The organism is Amycolatopsis ponsaeliensis, from assembly GCF_030182635.1.
GTDB lineage: Bacteria > Actinomycetota > Actinomycetes > Mycobacteriales > Pseudonocardiaceae > Amycolatopsis > Amycolatopsis ponsaeliensis.
Genome location: NZ_JAPZLD010000065.1, coordinates 26,924 through 52,542, shown reverse-complemented (window position 1 = coordinate 52,542; position 25,619 = coordinate 26,924). Strand labels below are relative to the sequence as shown.

Sequence of the window (25,619 nt, the reverse complement as noted above, 5' to 3'; positions counted from 1 at the left end):
GGGGGCGTCCCATACTGTCCACCCACCGCCCCACCCCCCCCCCCCCCCCCCCGGTGAGCCCAGCCCGCCGTACGAGACCCTGACCTCGTACGGCGGCCTTTCCGCGCGCTGGATCAAGCGCTTGTCGGAAAGTACAAACCGGGGCCGTAAATTCACCCGTCTTTCAGGGGTTTTGCCGTGGTCGCGGCCACACCTCAGCGTGTGTACTTCTTCACGAAGCAGCCCCGAAAGGACGTCCACAGTGGAATTCCTCCGACCCGCCACGCTGGCCGACGCGCTCGCCGCGAAGGCCGCGAGCCCCGGTGCGGTCCCGATCGCCGGCGGCACGGACGTGATGGTCGAGCTCAACTTCGACCACCGCCGCCCCGGTGCCCTGCTCGACCTCGGCCGCGTCGCCGAGCTCCACGAGCACGGCACCGACGGCGGCCGGATCCGCCTCGGCGCGGCCGTGCCCTACGCCCGGATCATCACCGAGCTGGGCACGAAGCTGCCCGGCCTCGCGATGGCTTCGCGGACCGTCGGGTCCCCGCAGATCCGCAACCGCGGTTCCGTGGGCGGCAATCTGGGCGCAGCTTCGCCCGCGGGCGACTCCCACCCGGCGCTGCTCGCCACCGACGCGGAGGTCGAGATCGCCTCGGTCCGCGGCACCCGGATCGTCGCCGCCAAGGACTTCTACACCGGCGTCAAGCGGAACGTCCTGGAGCCGGACGAGCTGATCACGTCCGTGCTGCTGGCACCGGCCACCGGCCCGCAGCAGTTCAGCAAGATCGGCACCCGCAACGCGATGGTGATCGCGGTCGCGGCGTTCGGGCTGGCGCTGCACCCGGAGCAGCGGCGCGTCGGCACCGGCGTCGGCTCGGCCGCACCGACCCCGCGCCGGGCCCTCGATGCCGAGGAGTTCCTGGCCGGCGAGCTGGACTGGGAGTCGCCCCGGGCGTTGACCGACTCCGTGAAGCGCCGTTTCGGTGACCTGGTGGCCGGAGCCGCGGCTCCGATCGACGACGTCCGGGGGAGTGCGGCCTACCGCCGGCACGCGCTGAGCGTGATGGCGCGGCGCACGCTGACCTGGGCCTGGACCGAATACTGCGAAGGGAGCGCGAAGTGCGCGTGAACGTCACCGTCAACGGCGAACAGCGCCGGGCGGACAACGTCTGGGAAGGCGAAAGCCTGCTCTACGTGCTGCGTGAGCGGCTCGGCCTGCCGGGCTCGAAGAACGCCTGTGAGCAGGGCGAATGCGGTTCCTGCACGGTCTACCTCGACGGCGTCCCGGCCTGCGCGTGCCTGGTCGCGGCCGGGCAGGCCGAGGGCCGCGACGTCGTCACGGTCGAAGGGCTCGCTTCCGGGGACGAGCTCGACCCGGTCCAGGAATCGTTCGTCGAACGCGGCGCCGTCCAGTGCGGGTTCTGCACGCCGGGCCTGCTGGTCGCGGCGCACGACCTGATCGAGCGTGTCCCCGAGCCGAGCGACGTCGAGATCCGCGAGGCCCTCGCCGGGAACCTCTGCCGCTGCACCGGCTACGAGAAGATCCTCGACGCCGTCCGCGACGCCGCCGCGAAGAAGGCCGTCCGATGAGCGCCCCGGCTCATTCCCCGCAGGAAATGCAGGACACGATCGCCGGCGGCATCGGCGAGAGCCCGCTGCGCCCGGACGGCACGCTCAAGGTCCGCGGCGAGTTCGCCTACTCCTCCGACCTGTGGCACGAGGACATGCTGTGGGGCGCCACGCTGCGCAGCCCGCACCCGCACGCCCGGATCGTCCGCCTCGACGTCTCCCGCGCCCTGGCCCAACCGGGTGTGCACGCCGTACTCACGCATGAGGACGTGCCCGGCGAGAACGTCTACGGCCTCAAGTACCAGGACACCCCCGCGCTGGCTGCGGACCTGGTCCGGTTCCAGGGCGAGCCGGTCGCGATCCTCGCCGCCGACCACCCGGAGATCGCGCGGCAGGCACTCAAGGAGATCGTCGTCGAATACGACGTCCTCGAGCCGATCACCGACCCCGAGCGGGCCGCGCACGACGACTCTCTGCCGAAGCTGCACCCGGACGGGAATCTCGTCCGCCACCAGCGGATCGTCAAGGGCGACCCCACGGCGACCGCGGACGTCGTCGTGTCCGGCGTCTACGAGATCGGCATGCAGGACCAGGCGTTCCTCGGTCCGGAGTCCGGGCTCGCGGTACCGGCCGAGGACGGCGGCGTCGACCTCTACCTGGCCACCCAGTGGCTGCACGTCGACCAGCGCCAGACGGCGAAGGCCCTCGGCCTGCCGCTGGACAAGGTACGGCTGACGCTGTCCGGCGTCGGCGGCGCGTTCGGCGGCCGCGAGGATCTGTCGATGCAGATCCACTCGTGCATGCTCGCGCTGCGCACCGGCCGTCCGGTGAAGATGAGCTACAACCGGCTGGAGTCGTTCTTCGGGCACGTCCACCGCCACCCGGCGAAGATGTACTACGAGCACGGCGCCACCCGCGACGGCAGGCTCGTCTACGTCCGCGCGAAGATGTACTTCGACGGCGGTGCGTACGCGTCCAAGACCCCGGTGGTGGTCGGCAACGGTACGACGCTGAGCGTCGGCCCCTACGACGTGCCGAACGCGCACATCGAGGGCTGGGGCGTCTACACCAACAACCCGACCTGCGGCGCGATGCGCGGCCTCGGCGCGGTCCAGCCGACCTACGCCTACGAGTCCCAAATGGACAAACTGGCCGCCGCGCTGGGCATGGACCCGGCCGAACTGCGGATCCTCAACGCCCTGAGCGAAGGGTCCACTGTGGTCACCGGCCAGGTGGTCGACTTCCCGGCGCCGGTCGCCGAGCTGGTCCAGCGCCTGCGTGACCTGCCTCTGCCACCCGAACCCACTGGCGAACGCGACATCCGCGAGCTGCCCGGCGGCGCGTCCAACACCACCCACGGCGAAGGCGTCGTCCGTGGCGTCGGTTACGGCGTCACCATCAAGAACATCTCCTACGCCGAAGGCCTCGACGACTACTCGACCGCCCGCGTCCGGCTGGAGGTGCTCGGCGGCGAGGCGGTGGCGATGGTGCACACCGCCGCGGCCGAGGTCGGCCAAGGGCTGGTGACGCTGCAGCAGCAGATCGCGCGCACCGAACTCGGCCTGACGCGGGTGAGCGTGCACCCGGCCGACACGAGCGTCGGCGACGCCGGTTCGAGTTCCGCGTCGCGTCAGACGTACGTCACCGGCGGCGCGGTCCGCAACGCCTGCCGCGCGGTCGCCGACGCGGTGTACGCCCTCGCCGCGGTCCGGCTGGGACGCGCGGTCGAAGGCGCGACGCTGACCGGAGGCAAGATCGTCGCGGCCGACGGCGAGGTCGTCGCCGACCTGGCCGAGCTGCTGGGGGAGACCGCGATCGAGGAGACCCGCGAGTTCCACCACCGCAAGACCTACCCGCTCGACCCGGAGACCGGCCAGGGCGACGCCCACGTCCAATACGGCTTCTCGGCGCACCGCGCGGTGGTCGACGTCGATGTGGACCTCGGCCTCGTCAAGGTTGTCCAGCTCGACTGCGCCCAGGACGTCGGCAAGGCGATGAACCCCGACGCCGTCGTCGCCCAGATCCAGGGCGGCTCGGCCCAGGGCCTCGGCCTCGCCGTGATGGAGGAGATCCTGGTCAAGGACGGGAAGGTGCGGAACCCGTCGTTCACCGACTACCTGATCCCGACGATCCTCGACATGCCGCCGATGCGCGTCGACGTCCTCGAGCGGCCCGACCCGCACGCGCCCTACGGCGTCCGCGGCGTCGGCGAACCACCCACGATCTCCGCGACCCCGGCGATCGCCAACGCCATCCGCGCGGCCACCGGCCTCGAGCTGCCGCGCGTCCCCATCCGCCCCGAACACATCACTGGAGTCTGAGATGACCACGTCGATTTCCGCCGAGACCGAATGGCTCGACGAAGCCGTCCGCATCGCGGAGACGAACGTCGCGAACGGCGGCGGGCCCTTCGGCGCGCTGATCGTGAAGGACGGCGAGATCGTCTCCACCGGCGTCAACCGCGTCACCGCGAACCTCGACCCGACCGCGCACGCCGAAGTCGTCGCCATCCGCGCGGCCTGCCAGGCACTCGGCACGTTCAAGCTCGACGGCTGCGTGCTCGTCTCCAGCTGTGAGCCGTGCCCGATGTGCCTGTCGTCGGCGCTGTGGGCGCGCGTCGACAAGGTCCTCTTCGCCGCCGACCGCGACGACGCGGCCAAGGCCGGCTTCGACGACCGCGCCTTCTATGAGCTCTTCGACCGTCCTCGCGACACTTGGACGGTCCCCGTCACGCGACTGTCCGCAAAGGACGGATTCGCGCCGTTCGCGGCCTGGCTCGACAAGAGCGACCGCACCGACTACTGACCCGCCGCTTACTGACCCACAAGGCCAGCTGACCGGAGCAAACCCCAAACGAACGTCCCGCTCGCCCAGGCACGGCGCTGTGCCTTGGCCTGGCCGAGCACACCCACCGGCAAGGGCAGGACGCATGACCCAAGTAGAGATCCACGAGCCCGACCTCGACGAAGTACCCGAACCACCGCAACGCCGATCCCTGCTCGACAGGCTGTTCGAGCTGCGCGCCCGGCAGAGCACGGTCGGCCGCGAAGTCCGCGGCGGCGTCACGACGTTCGTCGCGATGGCCTACATCGTGCTGCTGAACCCGCTCATCCTCGGCGCCTCCGCCGACATCACCGGCGCCCGGCTGTCGGCCGCGCAGGTGACCACGGCGACCGCGCTCGCCGCCGCGGTGATGACCATCCTGATGGGCGTCGTCGGCAACGCGCCCCTCGCGCTGGCCGCCGGACTCGGCATCAACGGCATCGTCGCGTTCCAGATGGCACCCTCGATGACCTGGGCGCAAGCCTTCGGCCTGGTCGTGCTGGAGGGCGTCTGCATCGTGCTGATGGCCGTCAGCGGCGTCCGCGAGCGGATCATGAACGCCATCCCACGGCCGCTCAAGATGGCGATCACCGTCGGGATCGGGCTCTACATCGCCCTGGTCGGGCTGGTCAGCGCCGGGTTCGTGACCCGGATGCCGGACGCGGCGCAGACCACGGTCCCGGTGCGCCTCGGGGCGAGCGGGCACCTGCACGGCTGGCCGATCGTCGTGTTCTGCTTCGGTCTGCTGCTGATGATCGTGCTGATGGCCCGCAAGGTCCCGGGCGCGGTGCTGATCAGCATCGGCGTGGCGACGGTGTTCGCCGTCGTGCTGCACGAGGGGTTCGGTGTCGGCGGCTGGGGCCTCACCGCCCCGGCACTGCCCGATCACGTCCTTGCGGCACCGGACTTCGGGCTCTTCGGCCACATCGACCTCTTCGGCGGGTTCGCCTCGGCGGGCGCGCTCGCGGCCACGGTCTTCCTGTTCACCCTGGTGCTGTCCGGCTTCTTCGACGCCATGGGCACGATCACCAGCGTCTCCGACGAAGCCGGGCTGTCGAAGAACGGCAAGGTGCCGCGGATGGGCCGGATCCTGCTGGTGGACGGCGCGGGCGCGATCGCGGGCGGCGTCACGGGGTCGTCGCCGAACACGGTGTTCCTGGAGTCCGCGGCCGGCGTCGGTGAAGGTGCCCGGACGGGGCTCGCGAGCGTCGTCACCGGGCTGTTGTTCGCCGGGACGTTGCTGTTCACGCCGCTGGCAGGAGTGGTTCCGGCCCAGGCCGCGGCGCCCGCGCTGGTGGTCATCGGCGGCATGATGGTCGCCCAGTGCCGCAACATCCCGTGGAACGACCCGGACTACACGATCCCGGTGTTCCTGACCGCCGCGCTGATCCCGTTCACCTATTCGATCACCAACGGTGTCGGCGCCGGCCTGATCGCGTTCGTGCTGATCAAGATCGGCCGCGGCAAGTGGCGCGAGGCCGGCTGGCTGCTTTCCCTGCTGGCGCTGGTGTTCGCGGTGTACTTCGCCGTCGACGGCGTCGAAGCCCTCTTCCGCTAAGGAGTTCCCGTGACCCTGATGTTCTTCAACGGCGGCGCCATGCGCGGCGAACCACTGCACCACCTCCTGGCCGGCTCGCCGTTCGTTTCGGCGGCGAAAACCGCGCCGAAGTACCGGTTCTACGCGGTCGGAGACCAGTGCCCCGCGCTGTACCCGGTATCGCACGGCGGCGCGGCGGTGACCGGCGAGGTGTACGACGTCTCGTTGGACGACCTGCGGGACAAGGTGCTCCCGTCCGAGCCGCACGAGCTGGAGCTGGGTGTGGTGGAGCTGAAAGACGGCAGCTCGGCGTTCGCCATGCTGCTGCGGCGGCCCTACACCTCGCACGTCGCGCTGCGGGACATCACGGAGGTCGGCGACTGGCGGGCGTACAAGGCGAGCGCGTGAGCGTCCTCGTCGCACCGGACAAGTTCAAGGGGTCGCTGACCGCGGCCGAGGTGGCGTCGGCTGTGGCGGCCGGCCTCGCCGACGTCCACCCCGCGCTCGCGGTGCGGGCCCTTCCGGTGGCCGACGGCGGCGACGGCACAGTGGACGCCGCCGTCGCCGCGGGGTACCAGCGGGTGCGAGTCCCGGCGCGCGGCCCGACCGGCGCGCCGGTGACCGCGTCCTACGCGGTCCGCGGGGACACCGCCATCGTCGAGCTGGCGGAGGCGTCCGGGCTGCACCGGCTTGTTGGACCCCCGGCGCCGCTCACCGCGACCAGCGCGGGTACCGGCGACGTGCTGGCCGCGGCGGTGCGGGCCGGGTGCCGCCGGATCGTGCTCGGCGTCGGCGGCAGTGCCTGCACCGACGGTGGCGCGGGCATGCTGGCCGCACTGGGTGCCCGGCTGCTGGACGCCGCCGGGCGGGACCTCCCGCCCGGCGGCGCGGCCTTGTCCCGGCTCGCGTCGCTGGATCTGTCCGAAGTGGACTTGTCCGGAGTGGACATCGAGCTGGCGAGTGACGTCGACAACCCGCTCTACGGGCTGCGCGGGGCAGCGTTCGTCTACGGTCCGCAGAAGGGCGCGTCCGCCGACGACGTCGAGACGCTGGATGCCGCCCTGCGGCACTGGGCGTCGGTCGCCGGGCCGGAGTTCGCCGAGCGGCCAGGTGCGGGTGCCGCCGGGGGAGTGGGTTTCGCCGCGATGGCCGTGCTGGGCGCCCGGATGCGCCCGGGCATCGAGCTGCTGCTGGACCTGCTCGGGTTCGACGCGGCCCTGTCCGGAGCTTCGCTGGTCGTCACCGGGGAGGGTTCCCTGGACCGGCAGACGTTGTCCGGCAAGGCCCCGGCCGGGGTCGCCCGGGCCGCGGCGGCGAAGGGCATCCCGTGCGTCGCGGTGTCCGGGCGTTGTCAACTGTCCTCTCTGGAGCTGGCTGAGGCGGGCATCTCGGCCGCGTACGCCCTGACCGATCTCGAGCCGGATCCGGCGCGGTGCATGGCCGAAGCGGCACCCCTGCTGCGCCGCCTCGCCCACCGCATCGCGGTCGACCACTTATGTCCATGAGGGGCACCCTCATGGACATAACAGCCATGAGGGTGCCCCTCATGGACTACTTCTCGCTGTCCAGGTGGTCCAGCATCGCGGCGGCGTAGCGGTCGCCCGCCGCGGCGCCGGACGGGACCGCGGCCTCGATCGCGGCCAGGTCGTCGGCCGTCAGCGCGACGTCGGCGGTGCCCAGGGATTCGGCGAGCCGGGCCCGCGTGCGGGCGCCCACCAGCGGGACGATGTCCTCGCCCTGCGCGGCGACCCACCCGATGGCGAGCTGCGCGGTGGTGACGCCCTTCCCGGCGGCGAGCTTGCCGAGGGCGTCGGTGAGCGCCAGGTTGCGGTCGAGGTTCTCGCCCTGGAACCGCGGGCTGTGGCCGCGGAAGTCGCCCGCGCTCAGCTCCCGCGACGGCGTCCAGTGCCCGCTGAGCAGGCCACGCGAAAGCACGCCGTACGCCGTGACGCCGATGCCCAGCTCGCGGGCGACCGGCAGGATGTCCGCCTCGATCCCGCGGGAGAGCAGCGAATACTCGATCTGCAGGTCGGAGATCGGGTGCACGGCGACCGCGCGGCGCAGGGTCTCCGCACCGACCTCGGACAGGCCGATGTGCCGGATGTACCCGGCCCGCACGAGTTCGGCCAGCGCGCCGACCTGGTCTTCGATCGGCACGGCGGGGTCGAGCCGGGCCGGGCGGTAGACGTCGACATGGTCGGTGCCGAGGCGCCGCAGGCTGTAGGCGAGGAACGTCTTGACGGCCTCCGGGCGGCTGTCGTTGCCGAGCCAGGAGCCGTCCGGGCCGCGCAGCGCGCCGAACTTGACGCTGATCACGGCCTTCTCGCGGTTACGGCCACGCAGTGCGTCGCGCAGCAGCAGTTCGTTGTGGCCCATGCCGTAGAAGTCACCGGTGTCGAGCAGGGTCACGCCGGCGTCGAGAGCGGCGTGGATCGTCGCGACCGACTCGGTCTCGTCGGCGGGGCCGTACAGGTCGGACATGCCCATCAGGCCGAGGCCGAGGGCGCTGACGGCCGGACCGGTCCGGCCGAGGGTGCGGGTGTGCATGGATTCTCCCTGTTTCCGTTGTTACCCGACCGAACGTATCACCGATACCGAACAAGTGCTACTCAGGATTTGTTATCATCGGAACCATGGCGACGAAGACGGCAGTGGACACCCGCGAGCGCATCCTCGAAGCGGCGGCCGCGCTACTGGTGGCAGAGGGGCGCGACGGTCTCTCGACCCGCGCGGTGAGCGCGGCGGCGGGCGTCCAGCCACCGGCGCTGTACCGGCTTTTCGGCGACAAGGACGGCCTGCTCGACGCGGTCGCGGCGTACGGGTTCGACGAGTACCTGACGAGCAAGCGAGCCCTCGGCTCGACCGGCGACGCGGTGGAGGACCTCCGCCGCGGCTGGGACCTGCACGTCGAGTTCGGGCTATCGCGCCCGGAGTTCTACGTGCTCATGTACGGCGACGCACGCCCAGGCCGCACGTCCCCGGCCGCTCGCGAGGCCGAGTCGATGCTGCGGAGCATCGTTTCGCGTGTCGCGGAGGCCGGCCGCCTACGAGTGAGCGTCGAGCGCGCGGCGCGCCTGGTGCACGCAACGGGCATGGGCGTGGTGCTGACACAGATCGCGACACCGGAGGCGGAGCGCGACCCGGAGCTGTCGGCAACGGCCCGCGAGACGGTGCTGAGCCGAATCCTCACCGGCACCGAGGAGTCGGCCGGATCCGACCTGCCGGAGCGCGCGATCGCGTTGCGCGCGGGTCTCGACGGCACGGCGGTCCTGAGCGAGGCCGAGCGCGTGCTGCTCAAAGAGTGGCTCGACCGCATCGCCGACGCCTGATCCGGACGCCCACGCCTCGCCAGGTGTCTTGAATGAGTCATTCAGGACACCTGAAGACCTGAATGACTCATTCAAGACGTCGAGGCGGGGCCTGGCGGGCGGGCTGGGCCGTCCGACCTAGAGCTGGATCGATCCAGCCCGATCGGACATTGCTTGTCACCACCCCAAGCCCCAATATGTTGCGGCGCACAACATATTAACGACAACGCCGTCGGAGGGTCCCGATGATCAGGTGGAAAGCAGTCCTGGCCTGCGCCGGAGCAGGAGTCCTGCTCGCCGGCGCACTACCGGGCACAGCACAGGCAACCGGCACGGCAACCGACTGCTGCGGCAGCGGAGCATCCTGGGCAACGGGCAACAAATCCGCCCTCGGAACCTCGACGACAACGACCAGCCCCGTGTGGTTCACCGTCGCCGACGGCGTCACATCGGAGGTCTTCTACCCCCGCGCCGACGTCCCGAACATGCAGGACATGCAGTTCGTCGTCACCGACGGCACCAGCTTCGTGGACCTGGAACGCGACGCCACCAACCACGTCGTGACCATGCCCGACGAGAAGGCCCTGCAGTACACCGTCACCAACACGGCCAAAAGCGGGAAGTACCGCATCACGACGGACTACGTCACCGACCCGGCCCGCGCGACGCTCGTCCGCAACACCCGCTTCCAGTCCCTCGACGGCGGCAGCTACCGCCTCTACCTCCTGGCCAACCCGTCCATGGCCGGCGGCGGCGCCAACGACAACGCCTGGTGGGACGGCAGCGGCCTCCTCTCCAGCGGCACCGAGACGCTGTTCGGCGGCGCGGCCACCACGGTCGTCTCCGCGCTGCGCGTCTCGACCGGCTTCACCGCACACGACAACGGCTACAGTGGCGCGGCCAGCGACTGCCTGGTGGACCTGCGCGCCGACAAGAACCTGAACAACCAGTTCGACAACATCTCCGGCACCGGCAACGTCGTCCAGTGTGGACAGATCCCGGTCGGCACGGACACGACGTTCACCGTCGCGCTCGGCTACGGCGGCACCGCGGCCGCCGCCACTTCCGCCGCGAGCGGTTCGCTGAGCAGCGGCTTCTCCGCCGTGGCGACGTCCTACCGCGGCGGCTGGAACTCCTATGTGGGCGGCCTGAAACCCGCGCCCGCCAGCGTTTCCGGGGACACGCAACGGCGTCGCGCCTACTACGTCGCGGCGATGGCGCTCAAGACCGCCGAGGACAAGCAACACCCCGGCGCGAGCGTCGCGGGCCTGGCCACACCGTGGGGCAACTTCACCAACGGCGACCAGCTCAACGACGGCTACCACCGCGTCTGGGGCCGCGACCTCTACCAGCAGGCGACCGGCCTGCTGGCCGCCGGGGACAGCGCGCAGGCCAAGCGGATGGCCCAGTTCCTGTGGAACTCCCAGTGGATCGGCAGCCCGACCGCGGGCGACGGCATGACGTACCCGGCGGGGTCCTTCCCGCGCTACAGCCCGGTTTCCGGCGTCGCGGGCGCCAGCGCCCAGCAGCTCGGCTGCTGCGAACAGCTCGACCAGGACGCCGACGCGATCCTGCTGGCCTGGTTGACCGGCCTCACCGACGCTTCGACGTACGCCAAGGTCAAGACGACAGCGAACCACATCGTCGCGACCGGCCCGGACACCACCGAGCGGTGGGAGGAGCAGTACGGCAAGTCGCCGTCGTCGGTGGCGGCCGAGATCGCCGGGCTGATCGCCGCGGGTGCCCTCGCCCGGGCCAACGGCGACACCGCGAGCGCGACGTCGTGGGAGTCCACAGCGGACTCGTGGCGCAACTCCCTGGCCGGCTGGACCGTGACGACGTCCGGCTACTGGGGCGGCCACACCTACTACGAACGGCTCGACCGCGCCGGGAACCCCAACGACGGCGCGACGATCTGCTTCGACGAAGGCTGCTTCTACGAACACGACGTGACGGACTTCGGGTTCCTCGACCTGGTGCGGCTCGGCATCCGCCCGGCCGGCGACACGACGATCGCGAACTCGGTCGCGCCGACCGCGGCGGCGTCCGACGGCAACGCGGCGATGCAGGTGACGCTGCCGAACGGCGACGTCTACTTCCACCGCTACCCGCACGACAACTACGGCGAAAGCACCTCGACCTGCAACGGCTGGCCCGCGGGCGGCAGCCAGCGGTTCGGGCGGCTCTGGCCGGTGCTGTCGGGGGAGCGCGGTCAGTACGAGCTCGCCAACGGCCGCTCGGCGGCGGTGTACCTGAAGTCCATGGCGGACTCGGCCAACGACGGGTACTTCGTGCCCGAGCAGGTCTGGGACCGCGGCGACGTCGGCTGCTTCGGCCTGGGCCGCCCGACCGGCAGCGCGGGTCCGCTGATGTGGGCCGAGGGCCAGTACCTGCGGCTCGCGCAGAGCATGGACGCGGGCCACAACCTCGACACGCCGTCGATCGTGAAGTCCCGCTACGGCACCTGAGCGGCCAGGGTGCGGGCCCGGGTCAGCAGCTTCTCGACCCGGGCCCGCAGCTCCGGGGTCCCACGGCCGAGGTCCGGCAGCAGGTTCGCGTAGTCGGACACGAGACTCCGGTAGCCGCGGGCGAACTTGCTCGTGCCGGTCTGGCGGGCGTAGCGCTTGTCCAGGTCGATGATCTGCTGGGCCAGCACGGCCGCGGCCGCCGCCAGCTCGGTCCGTTCGTCCGCTTCCGCGTCCCGGCGTTCCCGCCGCGCCAGCGACGTCCGGGTGGCCCGGCGCGTGACCAGGTAGAGCGCCGGCGAACCCAGGAGCACCGCGCCGACCGCTGCCGCGGCGATCAGGTACCGCGGCAGCGACGGGCTGACCGTGCGGCCGCCGTCGGGAATCGCCCCGGAGTGCACCAGCAGGTCGTAGTTGACGACCATCACCTTCAGCGCGTCCACCGGGCGGTCGGCGAAGGCGTCGATGCCGTTGCCGATCATCGACTCCGCGACGAACGCCTTGCCGAAGTTCTCGTCGTCGCTCCCGGGCAGACGTGAGCAGCCGTACTTCTTGAAGTCGTCACCGTCGCGGCTCAGCATCACGGCGAGGGTGCCGTCGACGGCACCGCCCAGGCTGTCGCACGCGTCGCTGAGGTCCGCGCCCGGCTCGAGGAATCCGACCACCAGCCGCCGGTTGCCGATCACGCGTTCCGCGGCCGGCTCGTCGAGCGTGACCCCGGGTGCGGCGTACACCGACGCCGACCGGAGCTGCCGGGCGACCGCGCCGTCGAACACACCCGCCGACCACACCGCCCAGCCCGCCAGCGCGAGGCAGCCGAGCACCGCGATCCCGAACGCGGAGCGGAAGAACCGTTTCACGCGAGCCTCCCCTGCAGGAACTCGGCCGGCCGGTACTCCGGGCGGCCCAGCAGTCCGGCGGTGGTGTCCAAATCGGACTCGGCCGCGTCGAGCAGGCCGTGGACGTGCTTGTCCGGCAGCTTCCCGGTGAACGCCTCCCGGGCTGCCGTCAGTTGCGTGATCCCGCGGGTCAGGGCCGCGGCCGACGCGCCGTCGGTCAGTCCCGAGATCTCGACGGCGAGCGCGGTCAGCCCGGCCAGGCGCGCCGGCACGCCCGTCCCCGTGGCCCGGCCCGGGCGCCCCACCCGGCGGGCCGAGAGCACGAGGAACCCGACCGCGCAGGCGGCGAACAGCCACGGCAGCGCGGGCAGCGCGACCCGGAGCGGGTCGAACGGGGTGTAGGGCAGCGGACGGTCGAACAGCCCGGCGTAGCGGATGGCCGTGACCCGGTTGAGCCACGCGCCCAGCACGTTGCGCTGCGGGTAGGCGTACGTGCTGAGCCGGTCCGCGAACTGGCCGTAGAAGCTCGCCGTCGCGATGTCCGCGAACGCGGCGGCCGACGGCCCGTCGTACTCCACCCACTGGCCGTACATCGCGACGATCGGACGGCCGGGGAACTCCTTCGCCAGCGCCGGTCCGAAGTGGACCAGCGGCTGACCGGCCGGCTGCTGTGGCAGCGCCACGTACAACGGCTGGGCGCCGGGGAACGCGGCCGTCGTCGCCGGCGCGTCCTTGAGCGTCGCGCCCGGGGCGATGAACCGGCCGGTGCCGCGCAGCTGGGCGGTGACCTCGGCCAGTTCGGCGGCGGTCGGGTCGCGCCGGGCGAGGGCCGGTTGGTCCGGGGCGTCGGGCTGGTGGTTGAGGTGGGCGACCAGGGTGGTCAGCGACTCCGTGACGTCGCCGGTGGCGAACTGGCGAACCCACTCGGACGCGCGGTCGGCCGAGGCCTGCAGGGCGCCGCCGGTGACCTCGGTGCCGATCACCTGAACGGTCGCGTCCTCGACGTCCTTCACCCGGGCGCGGGCGTCCTTCGGCAGTCCGGGCGGGGCCACCAGGATGCGGGCCCCGGCGCTCCCGGCCGCCGCCTGGACGGCTTTCTCGTCCCAGGTCGCGATCGCGCCCGGCAGCCGCACGACCGGGGCGGCCTTGACCATCGCCGTCAGCTGCTCGGCCGGCGGGACGGTCGCGCCGCTCAGCTCGCCGGCCGAACCCTCCGGGATGGGATCGCCGTTCGCGGGCGCCTGGCCGTAGCTGACGCTGGTGCTTTGCTGCTGCACGAGGAGGAACGTCACGAGCACGGCGCCGGCGGCCGCGAGCAGGATCCAGCGAAGGCGGTCAGCCACGAGCCGCCGCCTGCCAGAGCACGTCGGCCCGCCGCGCGTGGTCTTCGGCGGTCTGCGCCGCTCGCGCGCCGCCGTGCGCGGCCGCGATCGTCTCGGCACGCGAGAGCAGCTGCTCGGCCGCGGGCAGGGGAGCGGACGCCGCGTCCCGGCTGACGGCGGCGCTGTCGATCGCCGCCCGCGCGGCCGACCAGGCGGTCCGCCGGCGCAGGTCCCGGTCCCGCCACCACGGCCACGCGACCACCCCGGCCCCGGCGGCGGCGATCACCACCGCGCCGAGCACCCACACAAGCCACGTCATCCGGCCACCTTCGCACTTCGATCTTCGGCGAGGACGTCATTCTGACTGCCGAAGCCCGGCGATGTGACAACGTTGCCGCATTGTGTCCCAGTCGAACACCGGACCAAGTGGACAGTCCGGGGCGGGCCCGGCACGCCCCCTCGGTGTGCCGGACCCGGCTCGTCACCGGACCAAGTGGACCGTCCTCGCGGCGGGGACGAACGTCGCCGTCTGGCCGCGGGTGAGGGCGACCTTGTCGGCTTCGAGGCCGTCGCCGAACGCGACCAGCCGGTCGGACTCGACCTCGACCGTCAGCGGCGCCGACGTCAGATCCCCTTCGGTGCACGTGGTCCCGGTCGTCGGCGACGGCCACGCCTCGCGCACGAACCAGACCAGCCGGGCCTCGCCGGGCGCGGGCAGCCGGATCCCGCTCCCGCGTTCCCGCCACACCGAGCCGCACCAGCCGGTCGCGCCGGTGCCCGTCCCGACCAGGATTCCCGACGACGCCTGACGCTCCGCCGGCCCGCCACCGACCCCCAGCCGGTAGCGGGCCGTCTGGTGCCCGGCGTGGCCCAGGTAGATCTCGTTGAGCGCGAGCAGCCGCTGGCCGTCGTCCGCGGTGAGCTCGGCCATCGTGCGGTGCTCGACGTCGCCGGTGGACCGCACGAGGTCCGCGACGGCGGCCGGCGGGTGGCGAACCAGGACCCCGGGCGCGCCGGGCGTCACGCCGATCACCGGCTGGCCGTCGAGGTACTTCGCGACGTTGGCGATCAGCCCGTCCTGGCCGACGACCACGACGACGTCCTCCGGGGTGAACAGGAACCGGTCGAGGTCGGCTCGTTCGACCTCGCCGCGGCGCCAGTCGAGCGGGATCGCCGCCGAAGCCGCGGTGAGTGCCGCGCGCACGGCGGTGTCCGCCTCGGTCACCTCGGCCAGGTCACGGCCGCGCGTGCGCAGGAAGAACTCCGCCTGGCCGCGCGTGCCGTGCCGGGCGAGCAGCTCGTCCAGTTCGGTGCGCCGGTGCACCAGCACGACGCGCGGGGCGAGGCTCACGACCGCACGCCCAGCTTCGTCAGCAACGGCGTGAGCAGATCCGGCGTCAGCACCAGGGTGTCGATCTCCGGCAGGTTGCCGGCCAGTTCCTTCAACGCCAGCCCGGTGAGCACGCCCTCGGGCAGGTCGCGGTACGCCGCCAGCCGGGCGGCTTCACCCGCCGCCTCCGCCTCGCCGAGTGCCCGCTTGCCTTCGGCTTCCACGAGCGTCAGGCGTTCCTTGCGCGACGCCTGCGCCTCGGTCTCGATCCGGTTCGCCGCGGCAGCTTCCTCGGCCTGGCGCCGGGTGTTCGCCCCGCGCTGGGTGACCAGCTGCTCTTCGCGGCGGGCCAGCTCGATCTGGCTCTGCAGCTCGTTTTCGCCGATCGCGCGTTCGCGTTCGACGGCCAGCGCGCGGCGTTCGAAGGTCGCCCGGTCGGCCTCCTGCTGCACCTTCTCCCGCGCGGTCGTCTGCAGCGCCTTCTCGACCTCCGGCTCGGCCCGGATGGCGACGACGCGGACGTCGACGACGGCCGAGCCGGTCTGCGCGAGCCGGGTGTCCTCCTCGGCGAGCCCGGCGCGGATCCGATCGCGGACCGCCCGGACGCCGTCGGCCAGCGCGGTCTCCAGGGGCGTGCGGGTCAGCACCTCGACGGCGTACTGCTGGACGTTCTCCGTCAGCAGGCCGCTGATCTGGGCGAGGGGATCGCTTCTCCAGCGCCCGGTGTCCGGGTCGATGGAGAAGTCGATCCGCTGCGCGGCCAGCGCCGGGTCCTCGATCCGGAACGTCAGCGCGAGCTGCACGGTGACGTCCTGGAAGTCGGCCGTGCGGGCGTGGAACAGCAGCGGCAGCTCGCGGTCGTCGACCGGGACCTCGGAGACGACCGCGGTCAGCGGCCGGTACCAGAACGACAGCCCGACGCCGTCGTGCGCGAGCTTGCCGCGGCGGTAGTGGCGGATGTGCACGGTGGGTGCGCCGCGCAGGTGCCGGAACCCGAAGCGGCGGTCGATGTCGGCCATGAGCCCTCCTCTTATCGTCGAGGTGACGATATGCGGACGCGGCCCTAATCGTCAAGATGACGATTAGCGGGTAGGGTGGTGGCATGGGTCACCCGCCGTTCGCCGTCACCGTCGACCTCGTCGTGCTCACCCTGACCGGGGACGAGCTGTGTGCCCTGGTCGTGCGCCGGGGCGTCGAGCCGTACCGGGGGGAGTGGGCGCTGCCCGGCGGGTTCGTCCGGAAGGACGAGGACCTCTCGGACGCGGCGCGCCGTGAGCTGGCGGAGGAGACCGGGCTGGCGCCGGGGACCGTCCACATCGAACAGCTCGCCGGCTACGGCGCGCCCGATCGGGACCCGCGGATGCGGGTGGTGACGGTCGCGTACCTGGCGCTGGCGCCGGACCTGCCGACGCCGAGCGCGGGCACGGACGCGGCGGAAGCCCGCTGGACCCCGGTGCGGTCGCTGGGCGGCGAGCACCTGGCGTTCGACCACGACCGGATCCTCGCCGACGGCCTCGAGCGGGCGCGCGCGAAACTCGAGTATTCCCCGCTGGCGACGGCGTTCTGCGCCCCGGAGTTCACCGTCGCGGAGCTGCGGCGGGTGTACGAGCTGGTCTGGGACACGCGGCTCGACCCGCGCAACTTCCACCGCAAGGTGACCGGCGCGGAGGGGCTGCTGGAGCCGACCGGCCGCACGACCACCCGCGACGGCGGCCGCCCGGCCCAGCTGTACCGGCGCGGGAAGGCCGAACTGCTCTACCCGCCGATGCTTCGGACCTGATCCGCGCCAGGCCGACCGCCGAGGGGGACTGCGGAAGCCGCCGACCGCATTGGTGCGCGGCCACGCACTGACCGATCCCGGTCCGCTGCCACTCGACCAGGCCCCGGGCGGTTCCTCCCCGGCCGAGCCGATCCTCCCTATGCCGCTCGGGCGGGCACCAGCCGTCGCGCGGCCGTGACCAGCGGGAGCAACCGCGTGCCGAAGTTGCGCACCGCGAGGCCGCCGCGCGTGGCCGGGATCAGCAGGGCCGCCGCCGTGGAAACGTTGCGCTGCTTGGGTTCCACGAGCTTCCGGTGCGCGCTCTCGTACCGGCGGAACGCCGACGCCGCGTCACCCGGTGTGCGGCCCAGCTCCTCGGCCAGGGTGTACGCGCCCGCCATCGCCAGCGTCGAGCCGTCGCCGAACAGGGACACGCACGACGCCGCGTCCCCGGCCAGCGCGATCCGCCCCGACGCCCAGCCGTCCATCCGCACCCGGCTCACCGAGTCCAGGTACAGGTCGTCGGCCTCGCGAACGCGCTCCAGCAGCTCCGGCACGCGCCAGCCCGCGCCGTCGTACGCCTGGGCCAGCATTCGCTTGTGCAGTGCCGAATCCCGGTGGTCGAACCCCGCCACGGCGTCGCCGCGGAACATGAACGCCGCGATCCCGTTGCCGCGCGCCGGGTGCACCGCGACCGCCCGGCCGGGCGAGTTGTACATCACCAGCTCCGTGCGGTCGGCCGGCGGCTCGGCCAACGGCAGCGTCGCGATGTAGACGCCCATGTGCTCGACGAACGCGTGCTCCGGACCGAACGCCAGCCGCCGCACGGCCGAGTGCAGCCCGTCCGCGCCGATGACCAGGTCGAACCGCCGCGGAGCGCCTCGCTCGAACGTGACGTCGACGCCGCTCGCGTCCTGGTCGAGCCCGGTGATCGAGTCGTGGAAGACGAACTCGGTGTCTTCGCGGGCGGCGTCGTGCAGGATCGCGGCGAGGTCGGTGCGCGGCAGCTCGATGCCGCCGTCGCCGCCCATCGCGACCCGGCCGGTCCGCCGCCCCGCGTCGTCGACGAACTTCAGCGACGTCACGGCGGTGCCCGCTTCGCGCAGCTTGGCGGTGATGCCCATCCGGTCCGCGACGGCCGCGGCCGGTCCGCGGACGTCCACCGGGCTGCCGCTCGAGCGCAGCCCGGCGGCGCGCTCGACCACGGTCGGCCGGAAGCCCGCGCGGGCCAGCCAGTACGCCAGCGTCGGCCCGGCGACGCCCGCGCCGGAGATCAGTACGGTCTGCTCGGTCATGGTGATACCCCATCAAGGTCCTGACCATCGGTCAGTACCGACCGTACGCTCCTGTCCAACGGTCAGGCAAGGCGGCTAGGCTCGGGTGATGACCGACGACACCCGCGCCCGGATCCTGCGCGCCGCGCTCGAGGAGTTCTCCGAGCGCGGCTTCCACGCGACGTCGGTCCGGGAGCTGGCCGAACGCGTCGGGGTCACCAAGACCGCGGTGCTCTACCACTTCCCAGGCAAGGCCGACATCGTAACGGCGCTGGCCGAACCGCTCCTGGACGACCTCGAAGCGACCATGACGAAGGCCGCCGACGCCGCCGACCCGCGCGCGGCGGCGATCGAAGGCCTCCTCGACGTGTGGCTCGATCACCGCTACCTGCTGCGGATGAACCTGCGCGACCTCGGGCTGACCGCGTCGAAGGTGGTGTTCGACCGCTTCCGCGACGGCATGCTCCAAGCGAACCACCTGGTGGCGGGCCCGGACGCGGACCTGGCCGGCCGGGTCCGCGCGGCGCAGGCGATCGCGATGCTCAGCGACCCGGTGGTGCTGTTCGCCGACGCCCCGGTGGACGAGCTCCGCGCGGCGATCCTCGACGGCGTCGACCGGCTGTTCGCCGCGCCGGAACCCGAGGTCAGGCCGCGTGCTCGCCGGGGCCGTCCGACGGTGATGAGCCAGGAGACGATCGAGGCGGCCCGGCGTCTCCAAGACGCCGGCCACGCCCCGGCCGACATCGCGACCGCGCTGGGGGTCTCCCGCGCCACGATCTACCGGCACCTACCCGGCGTCGAATAATGAGACGTACTAATGAGACTTATTGAGACTCGACCTCGATGGCCGGCAACGCCGCGAGCTGGGCGGAAGTCAGCTTCGAAGCCGCCTCGAACACCTTCCCCTGGTGCTCCTTGATGCGCTCGTCCACCAGGCGGCTCAACTCGAAGGCCAGCCGCCCGGTCTGCCGGACCGTGACGTCGTCCACCAGCGGCCGGACCGCGGACGTGATGACGACCCCCGAGGCCTCGCCGGCCGGGGATTGTGAGACGCCCACCGAGTACGTCTCGCGCGGGTTGACCGGCCCGTCGATCGAGAAGTCGCGGATCCGGCCGAGCAGCGCGTGCCACTCGGCGACCTCACCCGGCACCTCGGTGGCTTTGACGTCTTCCACCGTCAGGCCCATGCCCCGGTCGCCGGTGCGGAAACACCGGGCGTACGAGTTGAGCGCCGACACCCACAACGCCTCGACGAGCACGGCGTCCACCCGCGGGTGGGCCAGCTCCGTGACCAGTCGTTCGCAGCACTTGAGGGTGAACTGGAGGTCGTCGAAGATCGCGACGAGGTCGGCCAAGCCCAGCGCGCCGGGCGTGGTCAGCTGCCGGGCACTCGTCGGGGTCGTCGTGGAGGGGGTCATCCGGGGACGCTCCTGTCCTGCGGCCGTCTGGACCCTCAACGACACCGCATCCTGGAGCGTCCCGGGGTCTCAATTTGCGACACCACCCGCCATGGGCCGCAGCGACAGGGTGAACGACGTCTTCTGCGGCACGAGCCGGTAGCGCGGCAGCACCCCGGGCCCGCACGCAGCCGTCCCGAGGCCGTGCTGCGCCACGTCCAGTGTCAGGTGCACCAGCGCGCCGGACTCCAGCTCGTCCGTGTGCCGCGCCGCCTCCAACGCCGCTGCCGTCCAGCGGCGGGCCGTGAAGTCGAACGTCGGTTCGCCGTCGACGCGGATGCCCGCGCCGGACGGGGTCGTGAAACTCGCCCAGCGCGCGTCGATCCGGTTGCCGTTCTCCTGCGGGAAGACGTACGGCGTCTGCAGGCCGTCGACGCTGCTCGAAAACCGCCCGATCCGCACGGCCTGGCGGCTGTCCGGGTACGCCTCGCCCGGGCCGCCGCCGAACCACTCCGCCGAGCCGAACGTGCCCGGGACCGCCATCGCCAGGCCGAGCCGGGGGAGCGTGCCGGGGAACTCGCCGTCGGGGGTGACGTCCACGCGCAGCCGCAGGCCGCCCTCGAAGGCCGTCCACGTGTAGTCCGCGAACAGGCCGAACGGCTGCGCCGGCGGGGCGACGCGGGTGCGCACCACGAGCTCGTCCCCGTCCGCGTCGACGGTGATCACGCGGTGCTGCATCCGGTGCAGTCCCGCCTCGAGCCACTGCGAAGCCTCGGACGGCCCGGGCGACGAGCCGCGGTCGTTGTCGGTGGTCGCGCGCCAGACGTCGAGCCGCGGCCCCCGCACCGGGTGCCCGCCGAGTGCCGTCAGGGTGCCGGTCGCGGCGTCGAACTCGCCGGCCCCGAGGATCAGCTGCCCGGACGTGCGGAACACCGGCCCGCGCGTCGGCGGCGAGGGCCGGGTGGGCGCCGGAGACACCGGCAGCTGTCCCCAGCCGACGACGTGCCCGGCGGGCGCCCACGCGGTCGGGGAGCTCAGCGACGCCGAGACAGTCAGGAACGACTCACCGTTGGTGGCCGGTAGTGAAGGCAGCGCAACCGAAACACTCTGTCCGGAATGGACCGGTGGGGCGTCGAGGACACCGTCCGCGACGGCGATTCCCTCGTCCTCGAGCACCCAGGCGAACCTCAAGTGCCCGGTGTCGACGAAGTCGTAGTGGTTCTCGATCCGGACACCGGAGGGGTCCGAGGAGATCCGGACCGGCTCGATGATCTTCGCGAACTCCGTCAGCCCCGGCGACGGCGTCCGGTCCGGGAAGAGCAGGCCGTCGATGACGAAGTTGCCGTCGTGAATGGACTCGCCGAAGTCGCCGCCGTAGGCGAAGTGGCCGGGAACGGCCAGGCCGTGGTCGATCCACTCCCACACGAACCCGCCCTGGCAGTTCGGGTACCGCTCGAACAGCTCGCGATACTCCAGCAGCCCGCCCGGCCCGGTGCCCATCGCGTGCGCGTACTCGCAGAGCACGAACGGCAGATCCCGGCGCCGCGCGTTGTCGTCCTCGCGGCGCCCGATCCGCTCGACCTCGCCAGGTGACGCGTACATACGACTGTGGACGTCCACATAGGAGCAGTCGTGGTCGCCCTCGTAGTGCACCGGCCGCGTCGGGTCGCGGTGGCGCACCCAGTCCGCCATCCGTGCCAGGTTGTCCCCGGTGTGGCTTTCGTTGCCCAGCGACCAGAGGATCACGCTGGGCCGGTTCTTGTCCCGCTCGACCGTGCGCCGCATCCGGTCCAGGTAGGCGTCCGTCCACATCGGCTCGGAGCTCGGGTTGCGGTCCCACCCGAGCGGGCCGAACCCGTGGGTCTCCAGGTCGCATTCGTCGACCACCCACAGGCCGTACTCGTCGCACAGCTCGAGGAACGCCGGGTCCGGCGGATAGTGGCTGGTCCGGACGGCGTTGACGTTGTGCCGCTTCATCAGCAGGACGTCGGCGAGCGCGGTCTCGCGCGAGACGACGCGCCCGGTGTGCGGGTCGTGCTCGTGCCGGTTCACCCCGCGCAGCAGCAGGCGCCGGCCGTTGACCTTGAGCTGCCCGTCCTCGATCGTCACCGTCCGGAAGCCGATCCGCACCGGCACCCGTTCGGCCACAGTGGACAGCGTCCCGTCGTACAAGCGCGGTGTCTCGGCGCTCCACGGCTCGACGGGCAGCTCCAGCGGCTCACCGGCCGGATGGCCCGCGATGCCCAGCGAAGGGATGTCCAGCACGACGTCCGCGCCGGTGTCGACCCGGATGGTGCCGAGCCCGGTCGTGTGGTCGTAGTCCGCGCGGACCCAGTAGTCGCCGATGCCGCCGGACGGCCGCGCCAGCAGCGTCACGGCCCGGAAGATCCCGGACAGCCACCACATGTCCTGGTCTTCGAGGTAGCTGCCCGCCGACCACTGGTGCACGCGGACGACGAGGACGTTGTCCCGCGGCTTCAGCAGCGGCCCGACCTCGAACTCGGACGGCAGGCGGCTGCCCTTCGTGACGCCGAGTTCGGTGCCGTTGAGCCAGATCCGGCCGCACGAGTCGATCCCGTCGAAGCGCAGGAGAGCGGACCCCGGCGGCCACGGATCGGGCAGGTCGAACCGCAGCCGGTGGTCGCCGGTCGGGTTCTCCGACGGCACGTGCGGCGGGTCGACGGGGAAGGGGTAGTGCACGTTCGTGTAGGCGGGCGCGCCGTGGCCGTGCAGCTGCCACAGCGACGGCACCGGCAGCTCGTCCCACGCCGAGTCGTCGAACCCGGGGTCGAAGACGTCCGGGGGAGCGGCCGCCAGGCCGGGCGAGAGCCGGAACCGCCACGTGCCGTTCAACGACAGCGATGGGGCGTCGGAGGTGAAGGCCGCGCGCGGGGGTACCGAACCGTGGCCGGGGCCCGGGTCTTCGACGTACGACATGGAGTCCTTTCAGCCCTTGAGGGCACCGGCGGCGATGTTGCGGACGAAATGGCGGGCCCCGAAGGCGAAGACGACGATCAGCGGCACGATCGCCACGAGCGTGCCCGCCATGACGACGCTGTAGTCCTTGACGTACAGGCCGTTGAGCTGCGAAAGCGCGACCTGGAGCGTCACGTGGCTCGAGTCGATCAGCACGACCAGCGGCCACAGGTAGTCGTTCCACGCGTTGACGAAGGTGAAGATGCCGAGGAACGCGAGTGCCGGGCGCAGCACCGGCAGGCCGACCGTCAGGTAGGTGCGGAAGAAGCCGCAGCCGTCGATCCGGGCGGCTTCCAGGAGCTCGTCCGGGATCGCGGTCTGCGCGTACTGCCGCATCCAGAAGATGCCGAACGCGTTGGCCGCGGCCGGCACGATCAGCGCCTTGAGGTCGCCGACCCAGCCGAGGTGCACCATGGTCGTGAACTGCGGGATCGCCGAGAGCTGCGTCGGCACGACGAACGTCGCCAGCACGGTGCCGAACAGCAGCGAGCTGCCGGGGAAGCGGTACTTGGCGAAGGTGAACGCGGCCAGCGAGTCGAAGAACAGCACCAGCAGCGTCGTCACGATCGCGACGAGCAGCGTGTTGAGCAGCGAGCCGAAGAAGTCGATCTTCGCGAACACCTGGCCGATGTTGTGGAAGAACTCGCCGCCGAACGTCCAGGTCGGCGGCGACGAGTAGATGTCCGCGGTCGTGTTGGACGCCATCACGACGAGCCAGTAGTAGGGGAAGAGGGTGATCAAGGCACCGATCGTCAACGCCGCGTAGGTGACGACCCGGCCGGCTCGTGTCGTGGTCATCGGCCCGCCTTCAGGAAGCCGGGGCGCTGGATCAGCCGCCAGTTGAGGATCGCGAACAGCGCCACGACGACGAAGATGCCCCACGCGATCGCGGCGCCGTAGCCGAAGTCGCTGTTCACGAAGGCGTTGTTGTAGAAGTAGAGGACCATGGTCATCCCGGCTTCGTCCGGGCCGCCGCGGTTGCCGAGCAGGATCTGCGACTCGGTGAAGATCTGCAGCCCGCTGATCGCCGACATCACGACGGAGAACAGCAGGACCGGGCGCAGCAGCGGGAGCGTGATGCGGAAGAACGTCCGCACCGGGCCGGCGCCGTCGACGCGCGCGGCTTCGTAGACGTCCGGCGGCAGCGCCTGGAGCCCGGCCAGGAAGATGATCGCGTTGTAGCCGACCCACCGCCAGACGATCATGATGGAGATCGCGCCCCGGATCGCCCACGGGTCGGTCAGCCACTGGACCGGATCGATGCCGACCAGGCCCAGGAGCCAGTTGAGGATGCCGAACTCGCTGCTGAAGATCGAGCCGAAGACCAGCGACATGGCCACGATCGAGGTGACGTTCGGCAGGAAGTAGGCGATCCGGAACGCGCCCTTGAACCGGATCGAGGAGTGCAGCCCGACGGCGATCAGCAGGGCCAGCGCGGTCATCGGGACGGTCGACATCACCCAGATGACCAGTGTGTTCCCGATCGAGTCCCAGAACACCGGGTCGGTGACGAGGAACTGGAAGTTGCCCAGGCCGACGAACTTCATCGGCCCGACGCCGTCCCAGCGCTGCAGCGCGAGGTAGAGCGAGTACAGCACGGGGTAGAGGCCGAAGACGGTGAAGAGCACGAAGAACGGCGAGATCGCGAGGTACTGCGGCAGGTACTTCAGCCGTCTGCGACGCGGGGGAGTCCTGACGCGGGTCGGTGCCTCGGGACGGGTGAGTGTCGCCATCAGAGCACCCCCTGCCGGGTCAGCAGCCGTTCGACGGTCCGGCGGGCGTCGTCCCAGGCCCGGCCGGGGTCCTTCCCGGCGAGTTCGACGTTGGTGAGCTCGTCGGTGAACGTGTCGCTGATCGCGATGTCCCACGGGCTGAAGTAGGCGGGCTTGACCTCGCGGGCCGTCTTCCCGAGCACGGCCATCGTGGCCTGGCCGCCGAAGAACGGCTCCGGCGCGAGCAGCCGCGGGTCGGCGAACGCCGCCGGGCTGGTCGGGAACAGGCCCGCTTCGAGGTAGGAGCGCGGCTGGTTCTCCGGCGAGAGCAGCCAGCGGACGACCTCGAACGCCCGCTCCGGCCGCGGGCAGTACTTCGTGATCGCCAGGAACGACCCGCCCTGGTTGCCGGCGCCGCCCGGAGCGCGGCAGACCCGCCACTTCCCGGCGGTGCCCGGCGCGGACTTCTTGAGCTCGCCGCCGATCCACGACGCATTGACGAAGCTCAGCTCCTTGCCGGAGTTCCAGGCGGCGTGCCGTTCGACCGAGCTGCCCGGGTCCTGCGAACCGGCGTAGCCCGCGGTCAAGCCGGACCGGAACGCGGTGAGCGCGCGGTCCCAGGCGCGGCGGACCTGCGGTGCGTCGCCGAGGTAGGTGTTGTCGCGGGTGAAGTACTTCTGCGGCTCCTGCGCCATCGAGTACGTGTAGACGGTCTTGGTGTCGGTGATCAGGTGCCGGCCGGGCAGCTTCTCCTGCAGGCGGCGGCCGAAGTCGAAGTAGGCGTCCCAGGTCGGCACGGCCGCGGCGACGTCGTCCGGTTCGCTGGGGAAGCCGGCCTGCGCGAACAGGTCGTGCCGGTAGTAGAGGGCGGCGGGGCCGATGTCGATCGGGAAGCCGAGCTGGAACCCGTCCGGGCTGGTCCCGGCCTGCCACTTCCAGGGCAGGTACTGGTCCTTGACCGCGTCCGCGCCCAGGGACCGCAGGTCGGTGAAGTGGGCGGTGTCGGCGAAGTAGGTGGCGATGTCGTCGCCGAGCATCGTGATGTCCGGCAGGTACGCCTCGCCGGCGAGTGCGGCCAGGAGCCGCTGCTTGAGCTGGCCGCTGACCTGGGACGGGTACAGCTCGCCGAACCGCCTCTGGGCGTCGGCGACGACCGAGTCGGCCAGGCCGCCGCTGGTGGACCAGAGCGTGAGCTTGCCGGGGTTGGCGGTGGTCGGGCTCGTGCAGGAAGCGGCGGTGCCGAGCGCCGCCACGCCCAGCCCCGCCGCGGTCAGGAAGCTACGTCGAGTCAGCGTCATCGAGGACCCTCCGGGCGCGTGCCCGTGA

23 protein-coding genes are annotated in these 25,619 nt (G+C 71.7%); 11 read left to right on the top strand and 12 right to left on the bottom strand.

Annotated elements, in window-relative coordinates; genetic code table 11:
• Positions 1-241 precede the first annotated feature (241 nt).
• The 7 genes from QQ657_RS51125 to QQ657_RS51095 all read left to right on the top strand — a co-directional run bounded on the left by QQ657_RS51125 (position 242) and on the right by QQ657_RS51095 (position 7,416).
• Positions 242-1,111, top strand: coding sequence for an FAD binding domain-containing protein (locus tag QQ657_RS51125; protein WP_284749722.1), 870 nt, complete (start codon positions 242-244; stop codon positions 1,109-1,111).
• Complete coding sequence (locus tag QQ657_RS51120) at positions 1,102-1,572, top strand: (2Fe-2S)-binding protein (protein ID WP_284749721.1); 471 nt, start codon at positions 1,102-1,104, stop codon at positions 1,570-1,572. Before QQ657_RS51125 ends, QQ657_RS51120 begins: the two co-directional genes overlap by 10 nt.
• On the top strand, positions 1,569-3,872 hold the full coding sequence (gene pucD / locus QQ657_RS51115; RefSeq protein ID WP_284749720.1) for a xanthine dehydrogenase subunit D: 2,304 nt from the start codon (positions 1,569-1,571) through the stop codon (positions 3,870-3,872). Before QQ657_RS51120 ends, pucD begins: the two co-directional genes overlap by 4 nt.
• Position 3,873: 1 nt before the next feature.
• Positions 3,874-4,356, top strand: a complete 483-nt coding sequence (locus tag QQ657_RS51110) for a nucleoside deaminase (RefSeq protein WP_284749719.1) — start codon at positions 3,874-3,876, stop codon at positions 4,354-4,356.
• A gap of 124 nt (positions 4,357-4,480) precedes the next feature.
• A complete protein-coding gene (locus QQ657_RS51105) occupies positions 4,481-5,932 on the top strand; it encodes an NCS2 family permease (protein WP_284749718.1) in 1,452 nt (483 codons plus the stop codon).
• A 9-nt stretch (positions 5,933-5,941) separates the two neighbouring features.
• A complete protein-coding gene (locus QQ657_RS51100) occupies positions 5,942-6,319 on the top strand; it encodes an allophanate hydrolase-related protein (RefSeq protein WP_284749717.1) in 378 nt (125 codons plus the stop codon).
• Entirely contained in the window at positions 6,316-7,416 is a 1,101-nt protein-coding gene (locus QQ657_RS51095) for a glycerate kinase (RefSeq protein WP_284749716.1), read from the top strand. The genes QQ657_RS51100 and QQ657_RS51095 overlap by 4 nt, the downstream gene beginning before the upstream one ends.
• A gap of 46 nt (positions 7,417-7,462) precedes the next feature.
• On the opposite strand, the gene QQ657_RS51090 is transcribed toward QQ657_RS51095, so the two are convergent.
• Positions 7,463-8,458: an aldo/keto reductase gene (locus tag QQ657_RS51090; RefSeq protein ID WP_284749715.1), complete on the bottom strand. Its 996-nt coding sequence runs from the start codon at positions 8,456-8,458 to the stop codon at positions 7,463-7,465.
• A gap of 86 nt (positions 8,459-8,544) precedes the next feature.
• On the opposite strand from QQ657_RS51090, the gene QQ657_RS51085 reads away from it, so the two are divergent.
• Positions 8,545-9,240 (top strand): TetR/AcrR family transcriptional regulator, encoded by a 696-nt coding sequence (locus tag QQ657_RS51085; protein ID WP_284749714.1) that lies wholly within the window; start codon positions 8,545-8,547, stop codon positions 9,238-9,240.
• Positions 9,241-9,464: 224 nt separating this feature from the next.
• Entirely contained in the window at positions 9,465-11,687 is a 2,223-nt protein-coding gene (locus tag QQ657_RS51080; protein ID WP_284749713.1) for a glycoside hydrolase family 15 protein, read from the top strand.
• Here QQ657_RS51080 and QQ657_RS51075 read toward each other — a convergent pair.
• From QQ657_RS51075 to QQ657_RS51055, 5 genes are all read right to left on the bottom strand, one after another.
• Positions 11,675-12,544 carry a hypothetical protein gene (locus QQ657_RS51075; RefSeq protein WP_284749712.1) on the bottom strand — a complete coding sequence of 290 codons (870 nt, stop codon included), beginning with the start codon at positions 12,542-12,544 and terminating at the stop codon, positions 11,675-11,677. The genes QQ657_RS51080 and QQ657_RS51075 overlap by 13 nt on opposite strands.
• Positions 12,541-13,866 carry a hypothetical protein gene (locus tag QQ657_RS51070; RefSeq protein WP_284749711.1) on the bottom strand — a complete coding sequence of 442 codons (1,326 nt, stop codon included), beginning with the start codon at positions 13,864-13,866 and terminating at the stop codon, positions 12,541-12,543. Before QQ657_RS51070 ends, QQ657_RS51075 begins: the two co-directional genes overlap by 4 nt.
• Positions 13,859-14,164 carry a DUF6403 family protein gene (locus tag QQ657_RS51065; protein WP_284749710.1) on the bottom strand — a complete coding sequence of 102 codons (306 nt, stop codon included), beginning with the start codon at positions 14,162-14,164 and terminating at the stop codon, positions 13,859-13,861. Before QQ657_RS51065 ends, QQ657_RS51070 begins: the two co-directional genes overlap by 8 nt.
• A 162-nt stretch (positions 14,165-14,326) precedes the next feature.
• A complete protein-coding gene (locus tag QQ657_RS51060) occupies positions 14,327-15,196 on the bottom strand; it encodes an NAD(+)/NADH kinase (RefSeq protein WP_284749709.1) in 870 nt (289 codons plus the stop codon).
• Positions 15,193-16,194 carry an SPFH domain-containing protein gene (locus tag QQ657_RS51055; protein WP_284749708.1) on the bottom strand — a complete coding sequence of 334 codons (1,002 nt, stop codon included), beginning with the start codon at positions 16,192-16,194 and terminating at the stop codon, positions 15,193-15,195. The genes QQ657_RS51060 and QQ657_RS51055 overlap by 4 nt, the downstream gene beginning before the upstream one ends.
• 83 nt (positions 16,195-16,277) lie before the next feature.
• On the opposite strand from QQ657_RS51055, the gene QQ657_RS51050 reads away from it, so the two are divergent.
• Positions 16,278-16,955: an NUDIX hydrolase gene (locus QQ657_RS51050; protein ID WP_284749707.1), complete on the top strand. Its 678-nt coding sequence runs from the start codon at positions 16,278-16,280 to the stop codon at positions 16,953-16,955.
• A 137-nt stretch (positions 16,956-17,092) separates the two neighbouring features.
• Here QQ657_RS51050 and QQ657_RS51045 read toward each other — a convergent pair whose 3' ends face one another.
• Positions 17,093-18,229 (bottom strand): FAD-dependent monooxygenase, encoded by a 1,137-nt coding sequence (locus QQ657_RS51045; RefSeq protein ID WP_284749706.1) that lies wholly within the window; start codon positions 18,227-18,229, stop codon positions 17,093-17,095.
• Positions 18,230-18,317: 88 nt separating this feature from the next.
• Here QQ657_RS51045 and QQ657_RS51040 point away from each other — a divergent pair, with 88 nt between their 5' ends.
• Positions 18,318-19,013 (top strand): TetR family transcriptional regulator, encoded by a 696-nt coding sequence (locus tag QQ657_RS51040; RefSeq protein WP_284749705.1) that lies wholly within the window; start codon positions 18,318-18,320, stop codon positions 19,011-19,013.
• 19 nt (positions 19,014-19,032) lie between these two features.
• Here QQ657_RS51040 and QQ657_RS51035 read toward each other — a convergent pair whose 3' ends face one another.
• The 5 genes from QQ657_RS51035 to QQ657_RS51015 all read right to left on the bottom strand — a co-directional run bounded on the left by QQ657_RS51035 (position 19,033) and on the right by QQ657_RS51015 (position 25,591).
• Positions 19,033-19,626 carry a hypothetical protein gene (locus QQ657_RS51035; RefSeq protein ID WP_284749704.1) on the bottom strand — a complete coding sequence of 198 codons (594 nt, stop codon included), beginning with the start codon at positions 19,624-19,626 and terminating at the stop codon, positions 19,033-19,035.
• Between the two features lie 69 nt (positions 19,627-19,695).
• On the bottom strand, positions 19,696-22,542 hold the full coding sequence (locus QQ657_RS51030) for a glycoside hydrolase family 2 TIM barrel-domain containing protein (RefSeq protein ID WP_284749703.1): 2,847 nt from the start codon (positions 22,540-22,542) through the stop codon (positions 19,696-19,698).
• 9 nt (positions 22,543-22,551) lie between these two features.
• The gene (locus tag QQ657_RS51025) at positions 22,552-23,379 is read right to left on the bottom strand and encodes a carbohydrate ABC transporter permease (protein WP_284749702.1); all 828 of its coding nucleotides are present in this window, start codon (positions 23,377-23,379) and stop codon (positions 22,552-22,554) included.
• Entirely contained in the window at positions 23,376-24,314 is a 939-nt protein-coding gene (locus tag QQ657_RS51020; RefSeq protein WP_284749701.1) for a carbohydrate ABC transporter permease, read from the bottom strand. The genes QQ657_RS51025 and QQ657_RS51020 overlap by 4 nt, the downstream gene beginning before the upstream one ends.
• On the bottom strand, positions 24,314-25,591 hold the full coding sequence (locus QQ657_RS51015; RefSeq protein ID WP_284749700.1) for an ABC transporter substrate-binding protein: 1,278 nt from the start codon (positions 25,589-25,591) through the stop codon (positions 24,314-24,316). The genes QQ657_RS51020 and QQ657_RS51015 overlap by 1 nt, the downstream gene beginning before the upstream one ends.
• Between the last annotated feature and the right edge of the window lie 28 nt (positions 25,592-25,619).